Source organism: Micromonospora sp. C41, assembly GCF_018070485.1.
GTDB lineage: Bacteria > Actinomycetota > Actinomycetes > Mycobacteriales > Micromonosporaceae > Micromonospora > Micromonospora chalcea.
Genome location: NZ_JAGPXP010000071.1, coordinates 1 through 968, shown reverse-complemented (window position 1 = coordinate 968; position 968 = coordinate 1). Strand labels below are relative to the sequence as shown.

1 rRNA gene is annotated in these 968 nt (G+C 56.1%); it reads left to right on the top strand.

Annotated elements, in window-relative coordinates:
• Window positions 1-857: ribosomal RNA gene (locus KBX43_RS31240) — 23S ribosomal RNA — on the top strand; the annotation flags it as partial.
• Window positions 858-968: the final 111 nt, after the last annotated feature.

Sequence of the window (968 nt, the reverse complement as noted above, 5' to 3'; positions counted from 1 at the left end):
GCGCGGCAGGACGGAAAGACCCCGGGACCTTTACTATAGCTTGACATTGGTATCTGAATTAGCTTGTGTAGGATAGGTGGGAGCCGGTGAAGCCTATACGCCAGTATGGGTGGAGGCAATCTTGAAATACCACTCTGGTTGATTTGGGTATCTAACTTCGGACCGTTATCCGGTTCAGGGACAGTGTCTGGTGGGTAGTTTAACTGGGGCGGTTGCCTCCTAAAGGGTAACGGAGGCGCCCAAAGGTTCCCTCAGCCTGGTTGGCAATCAGGTGTTGAGTGCAAGTGCACAAGGGAGCTTGACTGTGAGACTGACAGGTCGAGCAGGGACGAAAGTCGGGACTAGTGATCCGGCACTGGCATGTGGAAGCGGTGTCGCTCAACGGATAAAAGGTACCCCGGGGATAACAGGCTGATCTTCCCCAAGAGTCCATATCGACGGGATGGTTTGGCACCTCGATGTCGGCTCGTCGCATCCTGGGGCTGTAGCAGGTCCCAAGGGTTGGGCTGTTCGCCCATTAAAGCGGTACGCGAGCTGGGTTTAGAACGTCGTGAGACAGTTCGGTCCCTATCCGCCGTGCGCGTAGGATACTTGAGAAGGGCTGTCCCTAGTACGAGAGGACCGGGACGGACGAACCTCTGGTGTGCCAGTTGTCCCGCCAGGGGCACGGCTGGTTAGCTACGTTCGGAAGGGATAACCGCTGAAAGCATCTAAGCGGGAAGCTCGCTTCAAGATGAGGTATCCCACCCACTTTGTGGGGTAAGGCCCCCAGCTAGACGACTGGGTTGATAGGCCGGAAATGTAAGCCCGGTAACGGGTTCAGTTGACCGGTACTAATAGGCCGAGGACTTGACTACCAAGCTGCTACGCGTCCACTGTGCAACTCTGAACAAACGATCACCCACAGGTTGGGTTGGTTGACATGTTCATAGAGTTACGGCGGTCATGGCGGAGGGGAAACGCCCGGT